The 24,668-nt window shown below is 39.7% G+C and carries 23 protein-coding genes; 17 read left to right on the forward strand and 6 right to left on the reverse strand.

The annotated features are described in order from the left end of the window. Window positions 1–269 precede the first annotated feature (269 nt). On the forward strand, window positions 270–437 hold the full coding sequence (locus tag BG04_RS29815) for a Fur-regulated basic protein FbpA (protein WP_016766442.1): 168 nt from the start codon (window positions 270–272) through the stop codon (window positions 435–437). Window positions 438–486: 49 nt separating this feature from the next. Continuing rightward, entirely contained in the window at window positions 487–690 is a 204-nt protein-coding gene (locus tag BG04_RS16755; protein ID WP_016766443.1) for an IDEAL domain-containing protein, read from the forward strand. A 527-nt stretch (window positions 691–1,217) separates the two neighbouring features. Here the strand turns inward: BG04_RS16755 and BG04_RS16760 are convergent. The 4 genes from BG04_RS16760 to BG04_RS16775 all read right to left on the reverse strand — a co-directional run bounded on the left by BG04_RS16760 (window position 1,218) and on the right by BG04_RS16775 (window position 5,767). Then, window positions 1,218–2,573 (reverse strand): arsenic transporter, encoded by a 1,356-nt coding sequence (locus BG04_RS16760; protein ID WP_034653903.1) that lies wholly within the window; start codon window positions 2,571–2,573, stop codon window positions 1,218–1,220. Window positions 2,574–3,004: 431 nt separating this feature from the next. After that, window positions 3,005–4,114, reverse strand: a complete 1,110-nt coding sequence (gene menC / locus BG04_RS16765) for an o-succinylbenzoate synthase (RefSeq protein ID WP_034653900.1) — start codon at window positions 4,112–4,114, stop codon at window positions 3,005–3,007. Continuing rightward, window positions 4,111–4,938 (reverse strand): GNAT family N-acetyltransferase, encoded by an 828-nt coding sequence (locus BG04_RS16770; protein WP_034653897.1) that lies wholly within the window; start codon window positions 4,936–4,938, stop codon window positions 4,111–4,113. Before BG04_RS16770 ends, menC begins: the two co-directional genes overlap by 4 nt. A gap of 22 nt (window positions 4,939–4,960) precedes the next feature. Further along, window positions 4,961–5,767 (reverse strand): MurR/RpiR family transcriptional regulator, encoded by an 807-nt coding sequence (locus tag BG04_RS16775; RefSeq protein WP_034653895.1) that lies wholly within the window; start codon window positions 5,765–5,767, stop codon window positions 4,961–4,963. 188 nt (window positions 5,768–5,955) lie between these two features. On the opposite strand from BG04_RS16775, the gene BG04_RS16780 reads away from it, so the two are divergent. The 10 genes from BG04_RS16780 (at window position 5,956) to BG04_RS16820 (ending at window position 17,153) form a co-directional block, all read left to right on the forward strand. After that, complete coding sequence (locus BG04_RS16780; RefSeq protein WP_230586584.1) at window positions 5,956–7,326, forward strand: sigma-54 interaction domain-containing protein; 1,371 nt, start codon at window positions 5,956–5,958, stop codon at window positions 7,324–7,326. Between the two features lie 73 nt (window positions 7,327–7,399). Next, window positions 7,400–8,716 (forward strand): aspartate aminotransferase family protein, encoded by a 1,317-nt coding sequence (locus tag BG04_RS16785; RefSeq protein ID WP_034653891.1) that lies wholly within the window; start codon window positions 7,400–7,402, stop codon window positions 8,714–8,716. Between the two features lie 63 nt (window positions 8,717–8,779). Continuing rightward, a complete protein-coding gene (locus tag BG04_RS16790; RefSeq protein ID WP_026106757.1) occupies window positions 8,780–10,189 on the forward strand; it encodes a sodium:solute symporter family protein in 1,410 nt (469 codons plus the stop codon). Window positions 10,190–10,299: 110 nt separating this feature from the next. Continuing rightward, window positions 10,300–10,764: a CBO0543 family protein gene (locus BG04_RS16795; RefSeq protein WP_016766452.1), complete on the forward strand. Its 465-nt coding sequence runs from the start codon at window positions 10,300–10,302 to the stop codon at window positions 10,762–10,764. 99 nt (window positions 10,765–10,863) lie between these two features. Then, complete coding sequence (locus BG04_RS16800; RefSeq protein WP_034653888.1) at window positions 10,864–12,201, forward strand: MFS transporter; 1,338 nt, start codon at window positions 10,864–10,866, stop codon at window positions 12,199–12,201. 329 nt (window positions 12,202–12,530) lie between these two features. Further along, window positions 12,531–15,560 carry an efflux RND transporter permease subunit gene (locus BG04_RS16805; RefSeq protein WP_034653886.1) on the forward strand — a complete coding sequence of 1,010 codons (3,030 nt, stop codon included), beginning with the start codon at window positions 12,531–12,533 and terminating at the stop codon, window positions 15,558–15,560. A gap of 146 nt (window positions 15,561–15,706) precedes the next feature. After that, a complete protein-coding gene (locus BG04_RS31000) occupies window positions 15,707–15,880 on the forward strand; it encodes a hypothetical protein (protein WP_168797078.1) in 174 nt (57 codons plus the stop codon). Between the two features lie 91 nt (window positions 15,881–15,971). Continuing rightward, window positions 15,972–16,145, forward strand: a complete 174-nt coding sequence (locus BG04_RS16810) for a hypothetical protein (protein WP_034653883.1) — start codon at window positions 15,972–15,974, stop codon at window positions 16,143–16,145. 105 nt (window positions 16,146–16,250) lie between these two features. Then, window positions 16,251–16,514, forward strand: coding sequence for an autorepressor SdpR family transcription factor (locus BG04_RS16815; RefSeq protein ID WP_013082079.1), 264 nt, complete (start codon window positions 16,251–16,253; stop codon window positions 16,512–16,514). Further along, window positions 16,515–17,153, forward strand: coding sequence for an SdpI family protein (locus BG04_RS16820; protein WP_034653880.1), 639 nt, complete (start codon window positions 16,515–16,517; stop codon window positions 17,151–17,153). Window positions 17,154–17,301: 148 nt separating this feature from the next. On the opposite strand, the gene BG04_RS16825 is transcribed toward BG04_RS16820, so the two are convergent. Beyond that, window positions 17,302–18,294 (reverse strand): DUF3231 family protein, encoded by a 993-nt coding sequence (locus tag BG04_RS16825; protein ID WP_034653877.1) that lies wholly within the window; start codon window positions 18,292–18,294, stop codon window positions 17,302–17,304. Between the two features lie 153 nt (window positions 18,295–18,447). Continuing rightward, entirely contained in the window at window positions 18,448–18,963 is a 516-nt protein-coding gene (locus BG04_RS16830; protein ID WP_034653874.1) for a cupin domain-containing protein, read from the reverse strand. A gap of 246 nt (window positions 18,964–19,209) precedes the next feature. Here BG04_RS16830 and BG04_RS16835 point away from each other — a divergent pair, with 246 nt between their 5' ends. From BG04_RS16835 to BG04_RS16855, 5 genes are all read left to right on the forward strand, one after another. Then, window positions 19,210–19,428 (forward strand): hypothetical protein, encoded by a 219-nt coding sequence (locus BG04_RS16835; RefSeq protein WP_034653871.1) that lies wholly within the window; start codon window positions 19,210–19,212, stop codon window positions 19,426–19,428. Next, a complete protein-coding gene (locus tag BG04_RS16840) occupies window positions 19,415–19,684 on the forward strand; it encodes a hypothetical protein (RefSeq protein WP_034653868.1) in 270 nt (89 codons plus the stop codon). Before BG04_RS16835 ends, BG04_RS16840 begins: the two co-directional genes overlap by 14 nt. A gap of 279 nt (window positions 19,685–19,963) precedes the next feature. Further along, window positions 19,964–22,495, forward strand: coding sequence for an EAL domain-containing protein (locus BG04_RS16845; protein ID WP_034653865.1), 2,532 nt, complete (start codon window positions 19,964–19,966; stop codon window positions 22,493–22,495). 57 nt (window positions 22,496–22,552) lie between these two features. Beyond that, window positions 22,553–23,197: a GTP cyclohydrolase I FolE gene (gene folE, locus BG04_RS16850; RefSeq protein ID WP_013055793.1), complete on the forward strand. Its 645-nt coding sequence runs from the start codon at window positions 22,553–22,555 to the stop codon at window positions 23,195–23,197. A gap of 48 nt (window positions 23,198–23,245) precedes the next feature. Continuing rightward, window positions 23,246–24,172, forward strand: coding sequence for an NAD(P)/FAD-dependent oxidoreductase (locus BG04_RS16855; RefSeq protein WP_034653863.1), 927 nt, complete (start codon window positions 23,246–23,248; stop codon window positions 24,170–24,172). Window positions 24,173–24,668 lie beyond the last annotated feature (496 nt).

Consider the following 24,668-nt stretch of genomic DNA (forward strand, 5'->3'; position numbering starts at 1 on the left):
TGTTTCGTCCTTCCAGCTGTTGATTGAAGGGCAAGGCGAAGCCTTGCATGGAAATCAACGGCGGTGTCATAAGCGGTTCAGCTCATGTATCTCATTTGTTCGTCTTTAGGTTGGATTCATTTAGTTATGTCCCGGCCTCTTTTTATGCATTATTACATAAATTTAACATTTTCTTCACAGTAAGCTAAAGGACGGGCCGTATGATAAAGAAAGGTCGTGAAAGATAGAGAAATCATTTCATTTTTAAGTGTAAAATAGGCGGTGTAACGATGACAAAACAAGCTTACTCTCACATACAATGTAAAAAAACATCAATGATTGATTTATTGCTGGATGCAGGGGTTTATAAAAAAGGAAATAAGCAGCTATATGAGCTTACGCTTCAAGAACTAGAATCAGAATACGAAGCCGTTGCACAACAGCGCATATCTCAATGAAATTTTGATACATTGCTAGAATTTGTTATAATAGAGGAAAGGATAGGAGTTGATTTATATCGAAAAGCACCCAACAGACTCGCAGCCCATCCGTATGGATATCCTCGATTCTATATTTGCTAAAATGGTATTAAATAAGGCTATCCGAGATTTTAGAAGAGATCAAATTTTACGTGAAGTCGATCAAACATTAGAAGAAAGAAACAAAGAGAAATTTTTTCAATTAATTGAAGAATTAAAATCAATTTCGTAAAGAGCGTTCACGCGATAGAATTTGATTTTATCATTTTAGCATATAAAAACAGGTAAGAAGCGGCATGCTTAGTTACCTGTTTTTTGTTGTCTTATTATAAAGGAAGACCTTACATAAGAAATGAACCTTATCAGTTAACAGACAAAAAGAGCAAGTCTAATGTACTCACTCTTTTCAGAAAGGTATGGGTGTTGCTGAGAAAATGAATGTCACTCTCTAAATGTTGCGTGTGGGGTTTAGAAAGTTCTATGCCACTGCATATTTTCTAATTCATTCGCTCTATGTATTGTTAAAGTAACAATATAACCATATCTTATCACATGAAGGAAATTCGATTCAATATATTTATTGATTTTCTTTTTAAATTGTTCTAAATAATTAGTGAATGTAAAAAAATGTTTTTATTAGGTGAATGTGTATCTATAAAAAAACAATAGAAAAACATAGTGAGTTTTTATGAGAGACATTTGTTTATTTCTGACGGACTGTAAGCTTCAAAAGAGTACAATCCGTCCTGTAAATCAGTATTAAGAAAAAATGAGCTGAACCCAGTAGAATAGGAGGAAAAGCGTAACGATGGTGGTAAGCGGGATAACGATAAGTGATACTTTTAAATAATCTTTCCATTTTACCTTGATATGATTTTCTTTTAAAATATGCATCCAAATAAGAGAGGCCAGTGTTCCAATCGGCAATAAAAGCGAGCCCATATCACTTCCAATAATATTAGCAAGGTAAATAGTTTTAAGAGTAATAGGATCGAGCCCCATTTCAGTCAAGGTAATGGTTCCGACCATTAAGGCAGGGTGATTGTTAAACAAGTTAGAGAGAATGGAAACAAGTCCTCCCATGATAAAGCTTGCTTCAAAAAGCCCTCGATTCACAATTGGTTCGCAAATTTTTACAAGTAGATCTGTCAATCCTACGTTATGCAATCCATAAATAATAACGTACATTGAAAATGCAAAAACGAAAATGTGCCACGGCGTTTTCTTTAAAATATCAATCGGGTTTGTACGTAAGTGATACCATCTCCAAATAAGTAAGATCAATGAGCCTAGTACAGCAACCAATTCGATTGGTATGCCGAAATAAGAGGCGACAAATAGGAGACAGCGCATAACAAACACAAATAATAAAACTTTCAGCATAAATTGTGTGCGTTTACGTTTTGTTTCAACAGAAATGCTTCCTTTTAAGGGGTGAAACTGTTTCGTAAAGAAACTCTCTTCTATATCTTTTGAAGCATGCGGCAGTTTTTTTGGCAAATGGCGTTTTACGACCGTATACATGAGCCAAGACATAAATAATAAACCAAGTGTCGCCGGTACAAACATCATCGCCGTGTGCATATAAAGCGACATATGAACAATTTTTAAGGCAATCAAATTGACAATATTACTTACACCTATAGGCGCGCTGGAAGCGGTAGCAATAAGCGCTCCACTTAAAAGGTAGGGGATCTGCTGGTGGGGTTTTAGCTGAAGGTTTTTCAAAAGTAGAATTAAAATTGGAGTGGTAATTAAAATACTGCCGTCATTATTAAATAGTAAAGTCATTAAAAAGCACAGCAGTTGAATGTACCAATATAATCGGTACCCTGAGCCTTTGGATAAACTCACTAGTCGTGCAGCTGCCCAGTGGAAGAATCCAAAACTTTCTAATATGACGGCCATGACAATGGTGGCAATAATGGTGATAGAAGCGCCGCTTATCTTTCCGAAAATATCAACGATGTCTGATTTGGATACAATTCCTGTAAGCAGGATAATGGCTGCTCCTATGGCTGCCGGCCATGCTTCGTTGATGCCGTTTGGCCTCCAAAAAATGACGAGCATTGTCATTGTAAACACGAAAATGGCAATTCCAATTTCAATATTCATCAGTATGCTCCTTTCTTCTAAAATTTGTAATGAATATACCCTTGCATGTCCCTTACACTCTATTTATATTCATTTATTACTAGAAGGATTGTGCATAAGACCATTTTTGCTAATATGTTTGTTTATCTTGCCAAGGCACGTATCACCTCGGGAGAGGAGCCTATAAAAAAGAGGCTGGGACATAACTAAACCCATCCAATCTAAAGAGAAATCAATCGGATAAAGGAGCTAGTAGGCATTGCTTTTTAAAGTGCTGTTGATTTCCATGCCAGCCTTTGCTTTCTGCTTGTCCCGCAGGAGTCTTCGTCTTGTACAGATAGAAGCCGCTATATACATGAAACCTACGCTCACCATATCAATAAAAAAATCCGAACCATTCATCGTTCGGATTTTCCTTCAGCTGACATACTTTTGTTCCAGCCTGTTCAAGATTAGCAAGTATAGACTTTTTCGTGTAAAGTTAGCGCTTTTATCTGATCGTGGTCAGGTTCGTAGCCGATGCCTGGTGTATCAGGAACGGAAATAATACCGTTGTCGACCGTTATTTCCGGATGAATGATATCACGCGGCCAGTATTTAGAGGATGCAGCTGTATCTCCCGGAAGCGTAAAATTGGCAAGTGTGGTAATGGCAATATTATGTGCTCGTCCGATACCTGATTCGAGCATACCGCCGCACCATACGGGCATATCGTGAGTTTGACAAAGGTCATGAATTTTTTTGGCTTCTGTTAGTCCGCCTACTCGTCCAATTTTAATGTTAATAATTTGTGTGCTTCCAAGTTTAATAGCTTTTCGAACGTCTTCAGATGAATGAATGCTTTCGTCTAAGCAAATGGGCGTGCGCATGCGGACCTGCAGTTCAGCGTGATCAATTAAATCATCATGAGCCAACGGCTGTTCAATCATCATTAAATCAAACTCATCAAGCTGAGCAAGGTGATCAGCATCTGCAAGCGTATAAGCAGAGTTCGCATCAACCATCAGCGGAATAGAAGGGAACTCGTGTCGAACCGCGCGCGTCAAGTTAAGATCCCAGCCCGGCTTAATTTTAATTTTGATCCGCTTATATCCTTCATTTAATCCGGCTTCAATTTTGCGAAGCGTTTCGTCAATCGTAGGCTGAATGCCAACGCTGAGACCAACTTCAATTTGACTTTTACTGCCTCCTAGCGCTTTAGATAGAGAGAGGTTTTGCCTGCGCGCATACAAATCCCAAACTGCGCCTTCTAACGCCGCTTTTGCCATGTAATTGCCGCGAATATGAGCAAAGCGTTGGGATACTTCGTCAGGGTGCTGAATTTCTTTCTGTTGAAGCAAGGGAATTAAAAAATCCTCCATAATGTGCCAGTTTGTTTTGAGCGTTTCTTCTTTATAAAAAGGATCCGCGCACGCTACGGATTCAGCCCAGCCGGATCGTCCGTCTTCGTCTTGAATTTCTACTAAAATAAAATCTCGATCCACTTCTTTTCCAAGGCTTGTCGTAAACGGATGAAGTAAATCCATTTTTAAATGCCGTAAAATAACGCGTTTGATCTTCATTTTTGCACCTCTTTTTTCGTTAAAATATAAAAATGAACGGGTGCGCTGCTTTCTGGATACTTCATAAAGTCTGTTACTTGGAATCCTTTTGCAAAACACGTTTGAAATACGCGTCTTGTTCGCATACGCCAGTCCAATGCAAGAGAAGGAGAGACTTCTTTCATTTGCTGAAACGCAGATGGGATAGCTACAGACACGATGTCATGATCCAGCCATCTTTCATCAATATCTGTAACAGAAGGAAATCCTTTATCCGTTAACGTCCATTGAGTAAGCGATGCGTCCATTATTTGATCTGGCGTATAGAGAGGCTGAGCTCGTTTCGTATCCTCTAAAGATGCCCATTCTACAACGAATCGATCAGAAGGCAAATCAGCATTTAACGGATCATTCATGTCTCCGTAGCAGTTTTCAATATAGGTAGAACAAATGGCTCCAAGCTTTCCAATATTTAAATACCCGTTCGCACTTTCTAACGGATCGTACGTCCAGCTGATATATGAATACCCTATTTTTTTACTTTCTTGCCGCTGCGCATGCTTAAGCTTAGCTCCGATACCCATGCTGCGGTAGGCAGGGTCAACTGCTAATATATGAGAACATAAGTAGACGCAATTTCCGTCAAACCCTGGAAAACTATATTGAAAGCCAATCAGCTTTTCATTTAGAAACGCACCGAGAACAAGACCTCCGTTTTTAACAGCGGTTAAGGTTTGATGAACGGGCGTTGCTTCTTCTTCTCCCCAGACGCGGCTTTCTAATGTGCGTACGTCTTCTAGTTCAGCGGTTGTGGTAAGTGAACGAATCGTTAAAGCTTCAGTCATATGTTTACTTCCTTTCTATTATCTATTCTAAAAAGATGTTTTGCTCAGCATAGAGCTTTTCCAAGTGTTCCTGTCTTTTTCCAGCCGTTTTTTCATCTCTTTTTTGCATGCTGCTAATGACAATTTGAGATAGGGCAAGAAGCGATAAAATATGTTCGGTTGTGCCGGCTAAAAGCGTGATATCAGCGATTTGACCTACCGGAGACAGACGGCGGTCTGTAATGGCAATTACTTTCGCTCCTTGTTTTTTAGCTTGCTGAGCTACTTCAAGCGCTTCTTTTGTATAGCGCGGCAGTGAAAATACAACAACAGCAGATTCACTAGTAAGATTGCATAGCGTTTCAAGCAAAAATCCTGTTGGAAAAGATAAAAGAACATGATTGCGAAGCTGATTCATTTTATAATACAGCCAGTAAGCTGCCGTATGAGATTCGCGGAAACCTGCAATATACACTTGATCACTTTTGATAAGCGCATCTGCAGCTTGAGATAATTCCTTTTCGTCAACAGGGGAAAGCCATTCACTAAAAGGTTTCTTTTCTTCTGCTGCAGAATCAGCTGCATGCTTGCTAGCTGCTTCTTTTGATTCGGCAGAAGAAAGCCATTCTTTTCGCATTAGCTCCTGTAAATCGGAAAAACCATTTAACCCAAGTGCGTAAGCTAGACGAATAACGGTTGTTTCACTGACACCTGCTTCTTTGCCAATTTGCCCAGCCGTGTACAGCGAGCCTTTTTCCGTAAAATTAACGAGAAACTCCGCCACTTTTTTTTGACCGCGAGAAAGGTCAGGAAATTTATGTTTAATTAATTCTTGAAATGATGGATTCATATAGCCTCCTAAAAAGAAGTTATAACTTCATAAAAATATATTAATGCATTTTTAACTTCATTTCAATTGCTGTTTCAAAATAAAAAGAAGCCCTCGTGATATAATAAATTGATTATTCAAAAATAAATGCCATTATTCAAAAACGAATTGTGTTTTATTCAAAAATGAATAGAAAGCGGGGAGCATACATGAATTCAGAATGGAATGAAAATCAGTGGATCCTTCATTCATTAAAAGATGATTTGCTTGTGACGGATGAAAAAGGCATCATTGTCCGGATACATGAAGGAACGGGAAATATTTACGACGTAAAAGCTGAAAAACTGCTGGGAAAGTCTGTTTATGAACTTGAAAAACAAGGGTTGTTTACGCCAATCGTTACGCCAATTGTGCTTGAAACAAAGAAGAAAATTACGCTTGTACAAACAACTAAACAAGGCAAGCAAGTGCTCGTTACAGGCATTCCTGTCAAAGATGAAAAAGGAGAGATTAAAAGAATCGTCAGCTATTCTCATGATGTGACGGAGCTTATGGAAATGAAAACATATCTTGATGCGATGGAAGGCGAAATGCAGCGCGTAAAGAGCGAGCTTATGCTGCTGCGGAACCAAAATCTATCAACAGAAGGAATTGTATGCAACAGCGAAAAGATGCAGCACGTTCTTCGTACGGCTGTTCACGTTTCGAACGTAGACGTAAATATTTTACTTTTAGGGCAGTCAGGAGTAGGAAAAACGCACGTAGCTAAGCTGATACATAACAAAAGTACAAGAAGCAAAGGGCCGTTTATTGAAGTGAACTGCGGGGCCATTCCAGATCATTTATTTGAGGCCGAACTGTTTGGCTACGAAGCGGGTGCTTTTACCGGTGCATCTAAAAATGGAAAGGTGGGACTGGTCGAATTAGCAGATGGAGGTACGCTTTTTTTAGATGAAGTCGGAGAACTGTCACCGGCGCATCAAGTAAAAATCTTAAAGCTCATTCAAGAAAAACAGTTTTATTCCGTTGGCGGAAGAAAGCCTAAAACCGTGGACTTTCGCCTAATTGCAGCGACGAACAAAGATTTAGAAAAAGCCGTTGCTGAAAAAGAATTTCGAGAAGATTTATATTTTCGTTTAAGCGTCGTACCGATTACCATTCCATCTTTGAACGAGCGCCCTGAAGATATTTTTCCGCTGCTCACACATTTTGCCGAGCAGTTTGAAAAGAAATACAACCGAAAAAGAACGTTTGATAATGCGGTTATTCACGCACTGCTTGCACATGAGTGGAAAGGAAACGTACGAGAGTTAATCAATGTGATTGAACACGCCGTGGTTGTGTCTTCACAAACGCTGATTACAATGGAGCATTTGCCGCATTCTCTGCATAGAAAAAAACGGATTCAACACGTTGAAGAACATGGGGAAATGAAGCTTAACGACGCGTTAAACGAGCTGGAAAAAGAGATATTAGTAAAAGCAAAAAAACAGTATAAAACGACAACAGAAATAGGGGAAGCACTTGGAATCAGTCAGCCTTCAGTTGTTAGAAAATTAAAAAAACATTCCGTTTTTTAACGTCTTTGGCACGCTCTTTGCATGTAAAACAAGTACAAACACATTACTTGATAGATTGCGAGGAGGAAGTCAGATGACGCAGGCATCACTTACACAGTTAATGAACAGTTTACCAGATTTACTAGCACCAAGCATGGCGAAAGATCACCCTAATTTACCCGTGGTAAAAGCAGAGGGCTGCTACTACTACGGAGTGGACGGAAAAACGTATTTAGATTTTACATCAGGTATTGCAACAGCGAATACAGGTCATCGTCACCCTAAAGTTGTACAAGCGATTAAAGAAAGCGTTGATCATCTTATGCACGGCCCGTCAGGTGTGATTATGTACAAATCTATTTTACAGCTTGCTGAAGAATTAAAAACAGTATTGCCAAGAGGATTGGACTGCTTTTTCTTTGCCAACAGCGGAACCGAAGCAATAGAAGGAGCGTTAAAACTGGCAAAGTACGTTACGCAAAGACCTTATACGGTTTCGTTTACGGGCTGCTTTCACGGTCGTTCTCTCGGAGCGCTTAGTGTGACGACATCAAAAAGCAAATACCGGAAATTTCTTCAGCCATCGGGCTTAACGTATCAAGTGCCTTATGCAGACGCGACTCAGTGTCCAAAAGGAGAAGATCCGGAAATCTACTGCGTGGAAAAGCTGGAAAGAGATTTTGACACTTTGTTTAAGCATCAAGTAACTCCGGAAGAAGTAGCGTGCATGATTGTAGAGCCGGTTCTTGGAGAAGGCGGCTACGTGATCCCTCCGAAAGCGTGGCTGCAAAAAATAAGAGAAGTGTGTGACAGACATGGCATTCTGCTTATTTTTGACGAAGTGCAAACTGGCTTTGGACGCACAGGCGAGTGGTTTGCAGCTCAGACGTTTGACGTGACGCCTGACATTATGGCAATCGCAAAAGGCATAGCATCAGGACTTCCGTTAAGTGCTACCGTAGCTTCCAAGCAGCTAATGGAAAAGTGGCCGATTGGTACACACGGAACCACTTTTGGAGGCAACCCAATCGCTTGTTCAGCAGCGCTTGCGACATTGGACGTACTAAAAGAAGAAAAGCTGATTGAAAACTCAAAAGAAATGGGGAAATATGCAGCGGATCAGCTTCAGCATTTGAAAGCGAAGCATGAAGTTATCGGAAGTATTCGTTCAGTAGGATTAATGATTGGAATTGAAATTATTAATCCGAAAACAAAGCAAGGTGACGGAAGCCTTCTTCTTGAGATTTTAGACAAATGTTTGGAAAAAGGGGTGCTGTTTTACCTTTGCGGAAATAGCGGAGAAGTAATTCGAATGATTCCTCCTTTAACGATTACAAAAGAAGAAATTGATGCCGGGCTTCGCGTGTTAGACGAAGCATTGACAGAAATCACAAGTCTTCACGTGATCTAAAGCTTTAGAAAGCTCTTTGTTTCAATGAAAGATAGATTGACCCATAATAAGGAGGAATCTGTTATGAACGGACTGGATATGACGGTTATGTTTGTCTATTTTGGCGTATTGGTTGTAGCTGGTATCATTGGCTCGTTAAAAGCAAAGTCATCAGAAGATTTTATTTTAGCCGGGCGAAACTTAGGGATGTTCATGTATTTAGGATGTTTGTCTGCCGTTATTCTAGGAGGAGCGTCAACGATTGGAACGGCTCAGCTTGGCTACGAGCACGGGCTGTCTGGCATTTGGTTCGTGACGATGATTGGACTTGGAATCATTACGCTTGGCACGATTTTTATTAAGCGGATTTCGTCGTTGAAAGTGACCACTATCAGTGAGCTGCTAGGAAAAAGATATAACGCTCAAGCGCAAATTATCAGCGCCGTTGTTGCCGCTATTTATACACTCATGGTATCAGTCACTCAAGTGATTGGAATGGGAACGATCATTCATGCGTTGCTTGGCTGGAACATGACGGCATCAATGCTAATTGGCGGTTCGATTGTTTTGTTCTACACGATTTTAGGCGGAATGTGGAGCGTAACGGTCACTGATATTATTCAGTTTGTTGTGATGACGGTCGCGATTTTTGGATTTATGCTTCCAATGAGCGTATCAGAAGCAGGAGGTTTCAAAGCGCTTGCCGGAGATTTGCCATCATCTTATTTTGATTTTTCATCGATTGGATACGGTCAAATCTTTCAGTATTTCCTCTTGTATACGCTTGGTATGGCAGTATCTCAAGATATTTGGCAGCGGGTATTTACGGCGCGAACAGAAAAAATTGCGCGAAACGGCTCCATTTTTGCAGGTGTGTACAGCATTGCCTACGCGATTGCGGGAAGTGTAATTGGAATGTGTGCGTATTTGCTGCTGCCAAACGCAGAAAGCAGTCAAAGCATATTTGCGACGCTTGCAGTTCAAATTCTGCCTCAAGGGTTATTAGGTCTCGTGCTGGCAGGCGTTTGTTCGGCGCTGATGTCAACTGCTTCAGGAACACTGCTTGCGTCTTCTACGCTGATTAGTAACGATATTATTAAAAAAGTGTGGCTTAAAAATATTTCAGAGAAAAATTATTTAATTTTAACCCGTGTGAATACACTTATTGTCGGCGTGCTTGCTATTATTTTTGCTCTTTGGATTCAAGACGTGCTTGTTGCTTTAGACGTTGCGTATGCCATTTTATCAGGAGCGATTTTTGTTCCGTTTGTTGTGTCGCTGTTTTGGAAAGACATTCATCCAAAAGCAGGAGTTTCAGCGATTGTTGTTAGTACACTAGTAGTACTTGGAGGTCTATTGATTGAAGGACTTTCTTCTACTACGCCAATCCTGTACGGAATTTCAAGCAGCATTATTATAATGGCTGGATTTGCGGTTATGGCTCGAAACAAAGAACTGTCTGACCAAGAGCCGGTAAGCGAAGATGTAAAATAAGAAAAGAAAGGCTTCTCCTTTACGGTGAGAAGCTTTTTATATTCCTGCTTATTATTTTAGCCGGTAATCGTACATACTAATGGATATTCCCAAAGAAAAGAGTGTTACAAATGGAACGAACACTGCTAAAAGGGCTAACTGTGTTGTGTGCAGTTCTTTTTCCTTTTGTTGTAAAAAAACCGAAATTTAAAGAAATGCTGATTGTCTTTTTTGCAAAAGGGATTTTGGCCACGCTTATTGATGCTTATGCTGTAAACACGAATCGAATCAAATATCCTGTTCGGCCGTATCCTCGCATTTTTTCAACTAATATTTTATATGATCTGCTGTTTTTTCCTTTGCTAAGTATGGTTTGGGTTAGACAATCTTATGAAGACAAGCTTCCTGCAATCTTACTAAAAAGCTTGATGTGGAGCGTTCCGATGAGTATCAGCCAGTGGTATTTAGAGAGAAATAGCAATCTGTTTAAATGGAAAAAGTGGACCATCTTTCATACATTTGCAAGTGTTAGTTTTACATTGCTGACAATCAGGGGGTTAGCTGGCCTTGTCAAAAAAGCAGATAAAAAGCTATAGTTCAGCTTTTTATCTGCTTTTTTATGCACAAATCTAGACAACATCTATCAAGCAGGAGTAAACTAAATGCTCAGATTATAGAGATAAGGAGATTGTTACATGAAAAGCAGAACGTCCGTAATGGTTAGTATTGTGCTGGCAATGCTAGTGGCTTCGCTTGATTCAACGATAATGAATACGACGATGCCCGTTATTGCAAAAGAGCTTGGAAGGTTTGATTTGTACGCGTGGTCGTTTGCTTCGTACATGATTGCAAGTACGATTTTATCTCCGGTAGCGGGGAGATTATCGGATTTATTTGGCCGCAAAAAAGTATTTGGGTTTGGAATTATTGCTTTTTTAATTGGTTCGATGCTTTGCGGCGTGGCGAATACGATGATTCAGCTTGTTCTTTTCCGTGCGGTTCAAGGAATAGGAGCCGGGTTTATGGTGGCCTTTCCCGCTATTATTGCCGGAGACTTATTTCCTGTAGAGAAAAGAGGGAAAATTCAGGCGCTCTTTACAACGATGTGGGGATTATCAGCTGTGTTGGCTCCGCTTTTAGGCGCTTTTTTTGTGGATTATTTAACGTGGAGATGGATTTTCTTTATTAATTTACCCGTATGTATTGTTTCATTTCTGACGTTAATGCCATATCAAGAAAGCTATAAGCCGAAAAGAGCAAAAGTCGATTACATCGGTGCCATTTTGTTTGGAGCGGGCGTTACGTCGCTGCTGCTCGTTACGGTAGTGGAACAAAACCGAGTTGTGTATGCAGTAGCGGGACTTATTTTATTAGTGATTTTTTATCTCCATGAACGAAAACATGCTTCTCCGATTGTCCCGCTGTCTATGTTCCAAAACAAAACGCTGTCATGGATTAATATCAATGCGTTTATTGGAACGGTGGCTTTATTCGGAACGTCAAGCTACATTCCGTTATTTTTACAGCGAGTAGCGCATCTGTCACTGTTTATGAGCGGAGTTGCGCTGTTAGGAACAGCTGTTGGATGGATGTCTGTGTCCGTGCCGGCGGGTAAATGGATTTTAAAACACGGCTACAGAAAGCTATTGTTAATTGGAAATGTGCTGCTGGTTGGCTCAGGAACACTGCTGCTTATGCTAAATGAAAGTCACGGTTTCTTTTATGTGTTTTGCGTCATGATTGTACAAGGACTATCGTTTGGACTGCTTTCTACGGTTGGCGTCATTGGTGTACAGCAATTAGTAGGCGGACATGAAAGAGGTATTTCAACGTCATTTTTTATGTTTTGCAGAAACATGGGAACAGCAATCGGCGTTACCATTATGGGTGCTTTGCTGACTTCAGGCGGAAGCTTTATGGCGGGCATTCATCACTTGTTTTTATTTGGCTTTGCCGGAAGCATCGTGGCGTTATTAACTTCCTTAAAAATTCAAAACGATACGGAAGCAAAGCACAATCGAGCTGCTAGTTGAGGGAATTTATGCTAAATATGTTTATTTCATAAAAAAACGGGAAGAAACCAAATAAGGTCATAGAATTGCCTGATAAATCGTAGGCATATTCTTCTTCTTCTTTCACTTACTACATGTGGGACGCCGGGTATCGGCGTCTTTTTTTGCGTGGTTATACGCAGGTTATATAACAAAACGAATATGTAAAGAATGTTAAATTTAAATAATGGGACTTTTTACAAAAATAAGTCTTTAAATGGCAAAAAACATTAGGTATAATTTAGTAGTCATTTAGCATATTTTAGAAATGTTTGACTGAGTTTGTACGAAAAAGTGAAAGGGGATATTTCATGTCATGGCTCACCAAATGGTCGTTCAAAAACAAAGCGGCTATTACCATTATGTCTATTTTAATTTTAGCTTTAGGAGTCATTAGTTATTTTACACTTCCAATGGAGTTCCTGCCGACCGCTGATCAGCCTCAAGTGTCAGTAGTGGTTATGGGGCAAGGAACGGATGCAGACTCGATGGAAAAACAAGTGACGTCACCGATTGAAGAAGCGGTAGCTGGTGTTAAAGGAAAAAGCAACGTGTATTCGACGACGGGAGACGGCTATTCCAAAATCGATATTTCATTTGAATCCAAAACGGATATGAAAGAAGCAAAAACAAACGTCCAAGAAGCGCTGTCTTCGGTGCAGCTTCCAGCCAGCGTATCAAAGCCTAATGTTATTCAATTAAATACCTCTATGATTCCTATCGCAGATATTTCACTTACATTTAAAGAAGGATTAACAAGAGACAATCTGGATCTTGCAGAGAAAAAACTGATCCCTAAATATAAAGACGTTAAAGGCATTGCGAGTGTTCAAACGTATGGAACAGCGGATTCCTACGTGTCTATTAAAGTTGATAATAAAAAATTGTCACAAAAGAACGTGACGATTGATAAAGTCATCAGCGTGTTAGAAGGAAAAAACACGTCGCTTGCAGTTGGAGAAAAAGTCATTAATAACAAGTCGAGCAACATCAACGTAACAGGTAAAATTGACAGCTTGGACAAAGTGAAAAAGCTGCCGGTTGCACCGAATGTAACGCTAGGGGACCTTGCAAAAGTAGAGGTGAAAAAGCCTGAAGGCGTCGTGACGCATATTAACGGAAAAGATGCACTTTTACTTATTGTGACAAAAGACAGTCACTCAAACGCCGTTAGCATTACAAAAGAAGTAAAAAAACTGTCTCAGCAAATTAACAAAGACTATAACAATGTGCACGCTTCTGTATTTTTTGCAACAGGGGACAGCGTACAAAACTCTGTTCATTCCATGATGAAAGAAGTGTTGCTAGGCGCACTTTTTGCGACCGTTGTCATCATGCTGTTTTTACGCAGCGTTCGCTCTACGTTTATCACAATTGTATCCATTCCTTTATCGCTTTGCTTTACGCTGTTCTTACTGTCTAAATCAGGCGTAACGCTCAATATTTTAACGCTTGGAGGAGTAGCGGTAGCGATTGGTAGGTTGGTAGATGATAGTATCGTTGTTATTGAAAACATCTTCCGGAAAATGCAAAAAGAAGAGTTTTCGCTTGGTTTAATTATTGATGCGACAAAAGAAGTAGGCTCTGCTATTACCGCTTCTACGTTAACGACAGTAGCTGTCTTTTTACCAATCGGCCTTGTAAACGGAGGGCTTCAGGACTTTATGCTTCCGTTTGCTCTAACGCTGACGTATTCACTGCTGTCTTCATTAATTGTGGCGCTTACGGTTGTACCGTTAATGAGTGCGGGATTATTAAAAAATGAAAAACTTCGCAAGCACAAGCAGCCGGTTCGTTTTACAAAGGTCATTACGTGGTCGCTTAATCATAAATGGGTTGTGCTGCTGCTTTCGCTTCTTTTATTTGTCGGATCTATTGGCGCGTACACAATGATGCCTAAAGGAGCGGTTGATAACTCTTCATCTGACTTTGTAAGCACAACGTTAAGCTATCCAAACAACACGCCAATTAAGACCGTAGAAGAAAAATCACTGCAGCTTGAACGCTATATTTTAGCTCAAAAAGAAGTAAAAGAGGTATATATGCAGCTTGGTAATACGGATGAAGGAGCCAAGTGGGGAGACGTTGGTTCGCCTACTGAAGCTACGTATACGATTATCGTAAAAGACAGTGGAAACATTGATTCGCTGATGAAACGAATCCAAAATCAAAAGAAGCTCTATGACGGAGGCGATCTTAGCGTCAGTGCTGCTTCACTCATGGGAGCGTCCACTACTTCCATTACCGTTGATGTGATTGGAAACGACATGAACAAGTTAGAAAAAACAGCAAGCAGCATTAAGAAAGAAATCAGCGATATAAAAGGAGTAGACAAAGTTTCTACGAACCAAGACGAAAAGAAAACGATTTACTCTTTAGACGTAGATCCAACAAAAGCGAATACGCAGCAAGTAGCGCAGCAGCTTGGCGTTATGCTGAACAAAACGCCGATTGGAGCGATAGATTTAGAAGGCAAGCAAGCAAACGTACTTCTTGAATCTGTCTTAAATCCAACGTCACCAAAAGAGCTAAAAGATATTTCTATTATGACAGAGACAGGACCGTCGCCTGTTTCAAAAGTGGCTTCGCTAACGCAAGCTGAAAAGCCGACCAATCAGTTTCATAAAAATGGAGACCCATATATTCAAGTAACAGCAGATGTCAATCCAGAAAAGCTTTCAGAGATTAATAAAAACATCCAAACAGCGATTTTTGGAGACGGTAAGAGTAAAGGACTGTCGATTTCAAAAGATGTTGACGTTGTAATTGGAGGAGCAAGCACGCAGCAAGGAGAAGATTTCTCTGACTTGTTCATTACGATGCTCGTGTCAATTGGTATTGTGTTCTTAATTATGGTGATTACGTTTAAAACAATCCGCACGCCGTTTGCGATTTTATTCTCACTTCCGCTTGCAGCAATCGGTGCCGTTTTAGGGTTATTAATCAGCCGCATTCCAGTAGACGTAACAGCTCTACTTGGAGCACTGATGCTGATTGGTATTGTTGTAACGAATGCCATTGTACTATTAGACCGCGTGAAGCAAAATGAAAAGAAAATGATTATGCGCGATGCGATTGTCGAAGCAGCCGCTACGCGTATGCGTCCAATTGTTATGACGTCTGCTGCTACGATTTGTGCGATGCTGCCGCTTTTATTTAAACAAAGCGAAAGCGGAAGCCTCGTTTCTCAAAGTCTAGCAGTCGTTGTAATCGGAGGATTGGCCGTTGCGACTCTTCTTACGCTTGTAGTCATTCCGGTTGTATATGAACTGCTTCATTTCAGAAAATCGAAAAAGCAAAGAATACAGCAAAAACAACAGGAAGACGTAACGCCGCTATAATGTTTAAAAGAGGTTAGGACATAAGTATTTTAGTTGAAGAAAAATCCGAACGATGAATTGAGATTCTTGAGAGAGAATCCGACTCGTTCGGATTTTTTTATTGGTAAAGTGAACGTAGGTTTCATGTCTCTAGTTGCTTTTAGTTGGTGATTGGAGGGCAAGACGAAGACTCCTGCGGGAAAAGCGGAACAGGTGAGACCCCGCAGGAGCACAAGCGACGAGGAGGCTCACCGTCCGCCCGCGGAAAGCGAAGTCTTGCATGGGAATCACCAGCGGTGTCACAAGCGGCTCAGCTCATTCTCTCATTTGTTTGTCTTTAGCTGGAATTGATTTGGGTACGTTCCAGCCTCTTTTTTATGAAACTTTTGGCTAGTAAAACGTATAGTTAGATAAAGAAATGGAGGGGATAATATGTTTGGAACAAAAGAGCAGTGTTCTGTTTGTCAAAAAGAAATTCAGCCGAATGAAGAAGTATGGACGCGGATGAAGTATCCAAGTAAAAGAGGCATGACCGAAATTAAAGCTTTTCTACATCAAGAGGCGCAGTTTGTATGCATGGACTGTTTTGAAAAAACAAAAAAATGAGTCAAATGCACATGTTCTCTTTTCAAAATATTGACATAGTATATTTTATAGTTTAATATTTAGATAATTATCTAAATACTTAAATACGATGGAGATGAACTTCAATTGAATGAAACGTTTAAAGCCTTAGCGGATCCTACTCGCAGAAAGATTTTAGAGCTGCTAAAAGAGCGGGATTTAACCGCAGGAGAAATTTCCGAGTATTTTAATATGACCAAACCAAGCATCTCAAATCATTTAAAAATCTTGAAGCAAGCAGACCTCGTTCAAGATGAAAAAAGAGGGCAGTTTGTGATTTATTCGTTAAATACAACCGTTTTTCAAGATTTAATCGGCTGGTTTTTCAGCTTTCAGAAAGGAGAGAGTTAAATGAAAAAGCACGTATTTCCTTTAGGCATTACCCTTTTAACCCTGGTTGCATGGCTCATTGCACTGCCACACCTACCAGCTACGATGCCCATTCACTGGGGAGCAAATGGAGAAGCAGACGGATTTGCAACGAAGATCAACGCAATGATCTTAACAGTAGGCATCATGGTACTAATTTATTTTATCATCGCATTTGTTCCGCGAATTGACCCGCGTAAAGAAAATTATAAATACTTTTCAAAAACGTATAACATCGTGTTAAACGCTGTACTGCTATTATTCTTTTTTGTAAATATGAGTACTATTTTACAGGGGCTGGGCTATAACATGCCGATGGCGTACATTGCTCCGATTATGGCTGGACTCGTTTTTATCATTATTGGAAACTACTTGCAGCGCGTGCGCTCGAACTATTTTATGGGGATTCGTACACCGTGGACATTGAGCAATGAAACCGTATGGAAAAAGACGCATCGTTTATCTGGAAAGCTCTTTTTTATCGGCGGACTGCTGATTCTTATTAGCGCTTTTTTACCAGATGGATACAAGTCCGTTATCATGTGGGGTAGTATCGTTCTGTGCGTGGCGATTCCTTATCTGTATTCGTACTTGGCGTATAAAAAAGAAATGAATATGTAAGCATACAAAAAATCCGGTGAACATACCGGATTTTTTTATGGATAATATATCAGCCGTAACGCCACCGTTCGTGTCACGCCGGCTGTTGGGAATAAATACAGCATAAAGTATGAAACGCGTTTCAGGTCAAGAGCCGCTATGAAAAAACTTACATTTGCTTACGATCACTTGCTTCAGGCGGCTTTTCAATCCACCCATTTTTAATCATCACTTCACTGCAGCGCCCCGCTACTTTTAAGTCTCGTAAAATACACGCTTCACAGTGCCCGACAATATCGAGCCTCATGCTTGTGGTCATTGCCGTTGCGTAATAAGTAATGGCTACTTTAAACATTGCGCCTGCGTGAAACGTCATCAGCTTTTCTGAAAAAGGCGCATGCGTAGACGTTGTGATTTCATTATCCAAAAGCGGAGGCGTATGAAGGTTTTCTTCGTGCATAATGGAAGAATAAAGCTCAATATGCTTGTGGGCCACATCAAGACCGGTCTCCATTACTTTCTTCACATCTTTTCGTTTGCTCACTTGTTTAAAAGCAATTAAAAGCGCTTTGGTTGCCATGCTTTTGCGTAAATTAAAATAAATATTCCCGGCTTCCGTTGTGTTTAAAAGGCGCTGCTTGCCGACAAAATCAAGAGCGTAAGACAAATCTATGATCGGCTCTTGTTTTTTTGGATTTAAAAAATAAGGAGCAGGCACATAAAGATTTTTTGCTAAAAGCAAATCGAGCGACCGATTGTAGATTTCCATCGCATCTAAATTACATTTATGATAATAATCTCGAATATCTCGGCGAACCGAAACGCTAAATGAAATGCCATACCCTGACAAGCCGTGAATAGTCATGTCGTGAAGATACTTCAGCCAAAACGAGTCTGTAAAAAGAGGAGGTGCGTGCAAATCCACATCTTCATCTGTAAATCCGTTCGGCAGCGGAAAATGCTCGGCATGAAAAATGGCAGTAAGCAGCTTAATATGCTTTTTTGATAACTCCAGAGAAAAGGCAAACAGCGACCGAATCTCGGCATCCGTTACCGTTGCTAGAACGTGTTTTGCTACGCAAGCCGCCAGCGTATCCTGGTGATACTGCGCGCATAGACTCGTTATTTCAGGCGAAGTCAAACGCTTGCTTTCTGCGTTCAATTGGCTTTCCTCCTATCTATAAAAATGGTACGTATTTATAAAAAACAGATAAGTATAGTGTGAACAAGGGTGTGTTAAATTATTCCACATTTAAATTGAAACCAAAATAGAAAAAAGACCTGCTCGGTAAAGAGCAGATCTCTATGTATTGGTTTATTTTTTATTCATTTCTTTTTCAATTTCAGGGTAGGTAATGCCGTATTTTTTAGAGACGGTAACTAAACCGATAATTTCTTCTTCAGTAGGTGGTCCGACTTGCGGCAGAGGAGCATTTGCGGGAACGGAAGTACCGAGTTCTTTAACGAATGAATCAAAGCCTGCTGGAGAAGCAGTAAGGATAAATTCCGTTTCTTCTGGTCCGGTCACAAAGCGGTGCTGAATACCTTTAGGAGCAAAAACATAATCGCCCGTTTTTGCTTCAATTATTTCTTCTCCTATGTAAAAAATCATTGAGCCGCGCTTTACGTAAAACGTTTCGTCTTCATGTTCGTGAAGATGGAGCGGGGGACCTTGGTTTGCTGGTTTCACTACGTGTGCCACGGCGTAAGCTCCGTTTGTGTCTTCACCTGATACAAGAAGCGTTACTTTTTCATCAAGAAAATGAAATGTGTTTTGATCGTGCGGCGTACGGTGAAAAGCGTTTGTTAGCTGATTATGAGTTGTTGTCATCCTTTTATCTCCTTAAAAAACATATTTTGAGATTATTGTATACTAATATGAACGTTTTGTGTGCAAATAATAGTCAAAAAGGATTATTTATTTACATTTATTATCTTTTTGTAGTTCTAATGTTATTGATTATGGATTTTTTATAGAATTCTCTTTATCTATTTTCCAAAACTACCCAATATGCTAACATAAATATAGAATTCCTAAATGGACAAGTGATGTATCAGATGTAAAAGGAGAGTTTTGATGAAGTTGTTTAAAGATGCTTCTAAGCAGAAGCATCAAAATTGGAATAAAGCTGTGTCGGCAGGTTTTTATATTCTTTTATTCTTGCTTTTTGTGAACATAATAATGTATTCCTATAATCGTGCCGAGTTAATGTCGTCGCTCTCGATGTTTTGGACAGGAATCATTGTGACGTTTGGCTATCAGTTCATTTTAAATAGAAAAAGTGAGGAAAAATGAAAACCAGCCTTGGCACCGTTCAGAAAAGTTTCTGATGCTGCTGTGCTTTTTTGCGCCACCCATTGGTTATATAGCGGTGGTAGTAAATAAGAAAAAGCTAAGCCGAGAACAGTGGCTGAGTAACTTAACGGTAGCAACTATTATCATGTCCATATGGCTGCTGAAGTTTTTACCGCATCAGTGGGGAACGATTATTTTACTAACGGGAGCCGGAATCTACTGGTATCACCGAATTTTGAAGAAGTTTAAGAAATAGCGGCAGGGATAAAGAAAGTTAAATTTTACGCATTGATATTTTCACAAAAGCAGTTAAAATATTATAGTAATACAAATTTGTTCTACCCATGTAAATAAAAGTATGTATTTAATATGTTTTATAATTAGTTAAGAATAGAGCCAACCAAAGCGGTTGGTTTTTTGTATGAGTTCATTCTCTTTTTGTGGAAATTGAAGAATAGTATCCGATGTAAGGCTAGAGCATACAGGCAGGTTTTAAAACTGTCGGATCAGTTCTTTAAACAGGAGGCCATCACTAGTGTCGATAAAGAAAAAGTTGTCCGTATTCTTTACTTTGCTGGTATTGTGTATTCTACTAGCGAATAACACCTTGCACTACATTCGATCAAAAAATAGACTAACAGAGTTTAACCAAAGGGAAATCACGCTGGTCACAGAAGAAATTGCGTACGAAGTCGAAAATTCCAAAAATAGTGCTTCCTATATGGAAGATCGAATGGGACAAGAATTACGAACGGCTTCAATTGCGATTCAACAGTCTTTACCTGCTGATTATCATGACATCAGCAACGACCAGTTAAAACAACTGGCTAAAAAACTGATGGTATCTCATATTACATTATTAGCACCCGTAGCAGGTGATATTATAGGGGTAAAATCTTCTGACCCTAAAGAAATCAATATGTCTACAAAAGAGTGGGGCTATTGGTATACATCTTTTCAGCAGCTGCTTTCTCAGCAGCCGGTCACGACAACAAAAGGATTGACTTTACCTCACTATTGGAGCGGGCCGATTGAGGTAGCTTCTAGTAATCCTAATCACATTGATAAATGGGGTTATTATTACGATGGGTCTACTAATTATATTATTGATCCTTATTTCCGGGATCAGCACGTCCTCGATTTTGAAAAAAGGTTTGGCCCTACGAACGTGATGGACCGTTTTACGGAAAATCTTGAAGGCGTTCTTGAACTAACGGCTTTTAACCCGAAAAATTTCGGAAAAAGAAATCAAAACGTATATTTAAACGGCAATAAATATATTAGAATAAAAGATCAGCCAATTTGGTACGGTACCTACACGTATCGAAATACCGAACGTGATAAAAAGTCTATTCAAAAGGCCTTAAAAACGGGGAAATCACAAAGCTATACTGCTGAAATCAACCATAAAAAAGTATTAAAAACATTGGTACCGATTAAAGAAAAAAACTCTCCAGCTTACGTGATAGGCGTAGTGTATGACTACGGGCTTATTGAAAAAGAGCTGAAGCAAGAATTAATCAAACATTTACTGCTGTCTCTTCCGTTTATCTTTATTGTCCTTATTATCAGCTTTGTCTTCTCTACATCCATTACACGGCCGATTAAACATATTATGGAACACGTAAATCAAATCGCCAAAGGCAATTTTGGCAAGGTGCTGAATGTAAGAAGAAAAGATGAGCTGGGAGGACTTGTAGCAAACATCAACCACCTTTCTCACTTTTTAAAAACATATGTGGACGATTTAAAGAAAAGTCAGGAAGAAAGTGAGTACCATGCCTACCACGACTTTTTGACAGGGTTGCCAAACAGAAGATATTTTAAAGAAGAATTAAACAGGCGCTTAGTTGAGTCGAAGGAAAAGTCCATTCGTCACGTAGCCGTGTTATTTATGGATATAGACCGGTTTAAAGATATTAATGACACGCTAGGGCATTCAAAAGGAGATCAGCTTATACAGCTGATAGCCAACCGTATTAAAGAATGTCTGCCTCCTGCTAACAGCTTTCTTACAAGGCAAGGAGGAGATGAGTTTGTTATTTTATTCAGTGATTTTACACCGGAAGAAGTTGAAGGTATCACCGAGAAGATCATGGCTTATGTTCAACAGCCCTGCTATATTGACAGTGATGAAGTGTTCGTCAGTATCAGCAGCGGATTAAGCTTTTATCCGGAGCACTCTGCGAATTTGGACACGCTTATTACGTATGCAGATGTCGCCATGTATGCTTCAAAAAGACAAGGCGGCAGCAAAGTAAGTATTTATCATGATTCATTAAATCAAAAACAAGCTGAAAAAGTTCACATCGAAACGCGCTTGCGAAAAGCAATTCAAAAAGGTGACATTGACGTTTACTATCAGCCGAAAATAGAAGCGCATCGCAATGTAATCACCGGAGTAGAAGCATTAGTTCGCTGGAATGACGCAGAGCTTGGATTTGTTTCTCCAGAAGTATTTATCCCTATAGCAGAAGAAACCGGTTTGATTCAGTCTCTATGGGAAGTTGTCATGAGAAAAGCTTGTTCTCAAGTCAGCAAATGGAACAAGGAACGAAACGAAAAAATGACGCTAGCGGTTAACTTTTCTCCGCGGCAGTTTCAAGATCCAATTGTGTTGGTTAATGAAATACAGCACTTTCTTTCGCTCCATAGATTTGATCCCACATGGTTTGAAATGGAAATTACGGAAAGTACATTGCTGATGAACGCGGAAGAAACGATTAAAGCTTTACATCTGTTAAAGAAATATGGTATATCAATTTCTATCGATGATTTTGGAACCGGATATTCTTCGTTAAGTTATTTAAAAAAATTACCAATCGATTGTTTAAAAATCGACCGGTCTTTTATCCAGTATATTCAAGAAGATTACAGCAATAGCGAAATTGCACGGGCAATTATCAGCTTATCTCAAAGCTTAAAGCTCCAGGTAATCGCAGAAGGTGTGGAAGAAGAATATCAAAAAGCGTTTTTAATGGAAAATGGCTGTGATCATATGCAGGGATACTTGTTTAGCAAGCCTCTTGCTGCAAAAGATTTTGAAGCAGCGTTTTTAAATAGCTGAAACAAAACCATCATTTGAAAATAAACTTACTAAGAAAAGGGAAGAGGACATAAAGAGATGGCACTTAGTACACAAAATTTAATTGCTCAAAAATTTTTAGAAACACTAGGAACAAATTCAACTGAAATAGATAAAAAAATCGGTCAAGCTGACACATTTATGAATGCGGTGAAAGAACTGATTGATTTATGCGGAGATAATCCGGAAAGAGACGGCCTTGAAGAGACGCCGTACCGCGTGTTAAAGGCGTTTTTAGAATACACGGAAGGCTACCGAGAAGACCCGAAAGCTCATTTGGAAAAAACATTCGATGTGAATCACAACGAACTGGTGTTAATACGAGACATTGAATTTCACTCAATGTGTGAACATCACTTTGCGCCGTTCTTTGGCGTTGCGCACGTTGGGTATATACCGGATAAAAAAATTACAGGTCTATCTAAAATTGCTCGTACGGTAGAAGGATATGCAAAAAGATTTCAAGTTCAAGAACGTCTAACAAATGAAATTGCAGATGCAATCGAAGAAGTGTTAGAGCCAAAAGGAGTCATGGTGATTATTGAAGCGAAACATATGTGCATGTGCGGAAGAGGAATTAAAAAATCTTCAGCTTCTACAGCCACTTCATCCGTTCGAGGCACATTTATGGAAAAACCAGAGGTTCGAGGAGAATTTTTATCTCTTTTACAGCGACAAATGTAAAGAAACAAAAAGCCATATAAGCTGAGAAGCAGAAGCGAGGTGAGCTGTATGCAACATGTTGACGTACTGATTATTGGCGGAGGGCCCGCTGGCATCTCTGCTGCCGTGTGGTGTAAAAGGCTAGGCGTTGAGTGCTTGCTTCTTGAAGAACAGGCACAGTTAGGCGGACAGCTGTTTACGATTTATAATGAAATTATTGATTATCCCGGAATACAAGCGGAAAATGGAATCGAAATGCAACGCAAAATGGTTCAGCATTTTATCGATATGGACTGCTTATATGAAGCGAATACAAAAGTAATTTCCATTGATGAACGTTCTAAAACAGTAAAAGTAAAGCAGCAAGAAACAGAAAAAGAAATTGGCTATACGTATCTTATTTTAGCAACGGGCTCTAGTCAGCGAAAGCTCAGAGTGCCTGGTGAGCAGCAAATGATTGACCGAGGAGAAGTATATTCTGCTTCAGCAGACGGAGAACGGTTAAAAGGTAAAAGGGTTGCTCTCATTGGCGGAGGAGACCGGGCGTTTGAAGGAGCACATCTTTTAGCATCAAAAGCAAAAGAAGTATATCTGATTCATCGTTCTACGCATTTTAAAGCAAGAGAGCAATACGTTGAAAAAGTTCTTTCCGACCCCCGTGTTAAAGTGATGACAGATACCGAAGTGACGGCTATTCACGGAAAGCATCACGTCACATCGATCGATTTAAAAAGTAAAAACAGTGAATGCGAGAATTTATTGGTAGACGCAGTGCTGATCAGATTAGGCATAGCGCCCAATGTTGAACTCATTAAAGAAAAAGTCACCACTACGCAAAGCGGGCTCATCGTCATCAATGAAGTGCATCAAAGTAGCAATCCAGCTATTTATGCCATTGGAGACGCCTGCACGACTCCCTTGTTTTCTAGTATCAGCTCTTCGGCCGGTCAAGGAGCGATTGTAGCTAAACAGTTATCGAGCATGTTCAATATCTAACATTTTGCTAGATATATCTTACAAAGCCTTGGATATAAAAATAAAAAGCATCTATCTTTAGCGATAGATGCTTTTTAGCCTGCAATGTAAAATAAACATAAAAGAAACACGTTCACCGGCATACAAACGGTTTGAAAAAAAGCCATATAGCTTTGGGGGACGGATCCTCGCTTTTTGATGAGAATATATTCAATGATAAGATCAAAGAGGAGAATAATTAAAGAAAACATGACATAAAGCAATACGTTTTCTCGAAACATCCGTGTAAAAAGTGGGGAGAACAGAAGCAAAAAAGTAAGAGTTTGAAACGAACCTCTAGAAAATAGACGAAGGTTTTTTCGTTGGTGGTTCATTCAGGGCCTCCTTTTACTAGGTAAATATATGTTTTATTTTACCAAATGTGTTTACGCTAATGAGCCCTTATTATATATTTGATTCGAAAGTTCCTCATTTGGTTAAATTAGGGTAAAATATATGTCGAATGTTACCAATAGTA

This window comes from Priestia megaterium NBRC 15308 = ATCC 14581 (assembly GCF_000832985.1).
Lineage (GTDB): Bacteria > Bacillota > Bacilli > Bacillales > Bacillaceae_H > Priestia > Priestia megaterium.

Bases quoted from the DNA above. Each gene is read 5' to 3' on its own strand.
- BG04_RS16785 (WP_034653891.1), top strand. From the start codon at position 7,400: ATGACGCAGGCATCACTTACACAGTTAATGAACAGTTTACCAGATTTA.
- BG04_RS16780 (WP_230586584.1), top strand. From the start codon at position 5,956: ATGAATTCAGAATGGAATGAAAATCAGTGGATCCTTCATTCATTAAAA.
- BG04_RS16855 (WP_034653863.1), top strand. From the start codon at position 23,246: ATGCAACATGTTGACGTACTGATTATTGGCGGAGGGCCCGCTGGCATC.
- menC (WP_034653900.1), bottom strand. From the start codon at position 4,114: ATGAAGATCAAACGCGTTATTTTACGGCATTTAAAAATGGATTTACTT.
- BG04_RS16805 (WP_034653886.1), top strand. From the start codon at position 12,531: ATGTCATGGCTCACCAAATGGTCGTTCAAAAACAAAGCGGCTATTACC.
- BG04_RS16775 (WP_034653895.1), bottom strand. From the start codon at position 5,767: ATGAATCCATCATTTCAAGAATTAATTAAACATAAATTTCCTGACCTT.
- BG04_RS16760 (WP_034653903.1), bottom strand. From the start codon at position 2,573: ATGAATATTGAAATTGGAATTGCCATTTTCGTGTTTACAATGACAATG.
- folE (WP_013055793.1), top strand. From the start codon at position 22,553: ATGGCACTTAGTACACAAAATTTAATTGCTCAAAAATTTTTAGAAACA.
- BG04_RS16810 (WP_034653883.1), top strand. From the start codon at position 15,972: ATGTTTGGAACAAAAGAGCAGTGTTCTGTTTGTCAAAAAGAAATTCAG.
- BG04_RS16795 (WP_016766452.1), top strand. From the start codon at position 10,300: ATGGAACGAACACTGCTAAAAGGGCTAACTGTGTTGTGTGCAGTTCTT.
- BG04_RS29815 (WP_016766442.1), top strand. From the start codon at position 270: ATGACAAAACAAGCTTACTCTCACATACAATGTAAAAAAACATCAATG.
- BG04_RS16830 (WP_034653874.1), bottom strand. From the start codon at position 18,963: ATGACAACAACTCATAATCAGCTAACAAACGCTTTTCACCGTACGCCG.
- BG04_RS16800 (WP_034653888.1), top strand. From the start codon at position 10,864: ATGAAAAGCAGAACGTCCGTAATGGTTAGTATTGTGCTGGCAATGCTA.
- BG04_RS16820 (WP_034653880.1), top strand. From the start codon at position 16,515: ATGAAAAAGCACGTATTTCCTTTAGGCATTACCCTTTTAACCCTGGTT.
- BG04_RS16835 (WP_034653871.1), top strand. From the start codon at position 19,210: ATGAAGTTGTTTAAAGATGCTTCTAAGCAGAAGCATCAAAATTGGAAT.
- BG04_RS16790 (WP_026106757.1), top strand. From the start codon at position 8,780: ATGAACGGACTGGATATGACGGTTATGTTTGTCTATTTTGGCGTATTG.
- BG04_RS16770 (WP_034653897.1), bottom strand. From the start codon at position 4,938: ATGACTGAAGCTTTAACGATTCGTTCACTTACCACAACCGCTGAACTA.